Annotated in this window: 2 protein-coding genes; both read left to right on the top strand. The window is 71.7% G+C overall.

Going from position 1 to position 2612, the window contains the following annotated elements; all coding sequences use genetic code 11:
- The coding region (locus KBX53_RS29160) for an RNA degradosome polyphosphate kinase (protein WP_210862810.1) at positions 1-1785 on the top strand (1785 nt) is incomplete at its 5' end.
- 24 nt (positions 1786-1809) lie between these two features.
- The coding region (locus KBX53_RS29155; protein WP_210862808.1) for an inorganic triphosphatase at positions 1810-2612 on the top strand (803 nt) is incomplete at its 3' end.

Raw genomic sequence — 2612 nt, 5'->3', positions numbered from 1 at the left:
GTCGTCGACGAAACAGGCGGCGTGCTGCCCAAACTCGCCGGCGAGAGCATCCGGATACTGCGCTGGGGCGAGTTGGGCGACGCCGAGCGGGAACGGCTGCGCACCTACTTCCGGGAGCACATCTTCCCGGTGCTGACCCCGCTCGCGGTGGACCCGGCGCACCCGTTCCCGTACATCTCGGGGCGGTCGCTGAACCTGGCGGTGGCGGTTCGTGACCCGGACGGCGGTTCGGAGCTGTTCGCCCGGGTCAAGGTGCCGAACAACGTGCCCCGTTTCGTCCGGGTGGACCGGGACCAGCCGGGCGTCCGGATGCTGCCCGTGGAGGACCTGATCTCGGTGCACCTGGGGCAGCTGTTCAGCGGCATGCAGGTGGTCGAGTGCCACCTGTTCCGGGTCACCCGCAACGCCGAGGTGGAGGTCGACGAGGACCGCGACGAGGATCTGCTCCAGGCCCTGGAGCGGGAGCTGGCCCGGCGGCGGTTCGGTCCGCCGGTCCGGCTGGAGGTCGCCGCGTCCATCTCCGACCACATGTTGGAGCTGCTCGTCCGCGAGCTGGACATGGACGACCAGGACGTGCTGCGGGTGCCCGGCCTGCTGGACCTCTCCGCGCTGTGGCAGGTCTACGGCGAGGCGGACCGGCCGGACCTGAAGGACCCGCCGTTCGTGCCGGCCACCCATCCCCGCCTCGCCGAGGGCGAGGTGCCGCGCAGCGTCTTCTCCACCCTGCGCGACGGCGACATCCTGGTGCACCACCCGTACCACTCGTTCGCCACGAGCGTGCAGCGCTTCATCGAGCAGGCCGCCGCCGACCCGAACGTGCTGGCCATCAAGCAGACCCTCTACCGCACCAGTGGCGACTCCCCGATCGTCGACGCGCTCGTCGACGCGGCCGCCGCCGGCAAGCAGGTGGTGGTGCTGGTGGAGGTGAAGGCCCGCTTCGACGAGGTGGCCAACATCGGCTGGGCCCGCACGCTGGAACGCGCCGGCTGCCACGTGGTGTACGGCCTGGTCGGCCTGAAGACGCACTGCAAGACCGCGTTGGTGGTCCGGCAGGAGGGCAACCAGATCCGCCGCTACTGCCACATCGGCACCGGCAACTACCACCCGAAGACGGCCCGACTGTACGAGGACTTCGGCATGCTCACCGCCGACCCGGAGATCGGCGCCGACCTCACCGACCTGTTCAACGTGCTGACCGGGTACAGCCGGCAGACCGCGTACCGGCGGCTGCTGGTCGCGCCGCAGGGCATCCGCAGCGGGCTGATCGAGCGGATCGAACGGGAGATCTCGCACGTCCGCCTGGGCATGCCCGGCCTGGTCCAGTTCAAGGTCAACTCGCTGGTCGACGAGGGGGTGACCGACGCGCTGTACCGCGCCTCCCAGGCCGGCGTCCACGTCGACCTGCTCATCCGGGGCATGTGCACGCTGCGCCCCGGGGTGCCGGGGTTGTCGGAGAACATCCGGGTCCGCTCGATCCTCGGCCGGTTCCTGGAACACTCCCGGGTCTTCCGGTTCGGCAACAACGGTGAGGCCGAGTTCTGGATGGGCTCGGCCGACCTCATGCACCGCAACCTGGACCGCCGGGTGGAGGCGCTGGTGCAGGTGAGCGACCCGATCGCCCGCGCCGAACTGGACCAGGTGCTCACCGCCGCGATGAGCCCCGAAGTGGACGCGTTCGAGCTGGCCGGGGACGGCACCTGGACCCGGCGTACCGGCGGTGACGACACCGCCCGGGAGCATCTGCAGGAACTGTTGCTGCGCCGCGTCGGTGGCACGGCCAGCTGACCGCGCAGCGCATAGGCTGAGCTGATGGTCGAGGAGGAGCAGAAGTACGAGGTGGACGACGCCTACGTGCTACCGGACCTGGCCGGTGCCGCCCCGGCCGGAGGTCGGGTCCGGGCACTGCCACCGGTGACGCTTGTCGCCCGCTACCTCGACACCGTCGACCTGCGGCTGGCCCGGGCCGGTGCGTCGCTGCGCCACCGGCGGGGCGACGAGCTGCCCTGGACGGTGAAACTACCGACCGGGACGCCGGGCGTCCGGCACGAGATCTCCCGGCCCGGGCCGAAGCGGCAGCCGCCACCGGAGCTGGTGGAGTTGGTCACCGTCCTGCACCGGGGGGCGCCACTGGCACCGGTGGCGATGGTCCGCACGGTGCGGCACGCGTACGAGGTGTGTGACCGGGCCGGCACGGTGCTCGCCGAGGTGGTGGACGACCGGGTGACGGTGCTCGACGACGCCGGCACCACCACCGACACGTTCCGCGAGGTGGAGGTGGAGCGCACGGCCGGCGACCGGGAGCTGCTCGACCGGGTCGGTGAGGTGCTGCGCCAGGCTGGCGCCCGGGGCGGGTCGTTCACACCGAAGCACGTACGGGCGCTGGGCGCGGCAGCGCGGGCCGAGCCGGACCTGGTCGCGCCGGCCGGGCTGACCGCCGAGCCGAGCGCCGGTGAGGTGGTGACCGAGTCGGTCCGCAAGGAGGTCCGCCGGCTGTTGGCGCACGACCCGCTGGTCCGGCTGCGCGCCTCGGCCGCCGGTGACGACACCGCCGTGCATCAGATGCGGGTGGCCTGTCGACGCCTGCGCAGTGATCTGCGCACCTTCACACCGTT

Origin of the sequence: Micromonospora sp. M51 (assembly GCF_018070305.1) — a bacterium.
Classification (GTDB): domain Bacteria; phylum Actinomycetota; class Actinomycetes; order Mycobacteriales; family Micromonosporaceae; genus Micromonospora; species Micromonospora parva.
The sequence above is the reverse complement of the archived record's forward strand: the minus strand, read 5'-3'. Positions and strand labels throughout refer to the sequence as shown.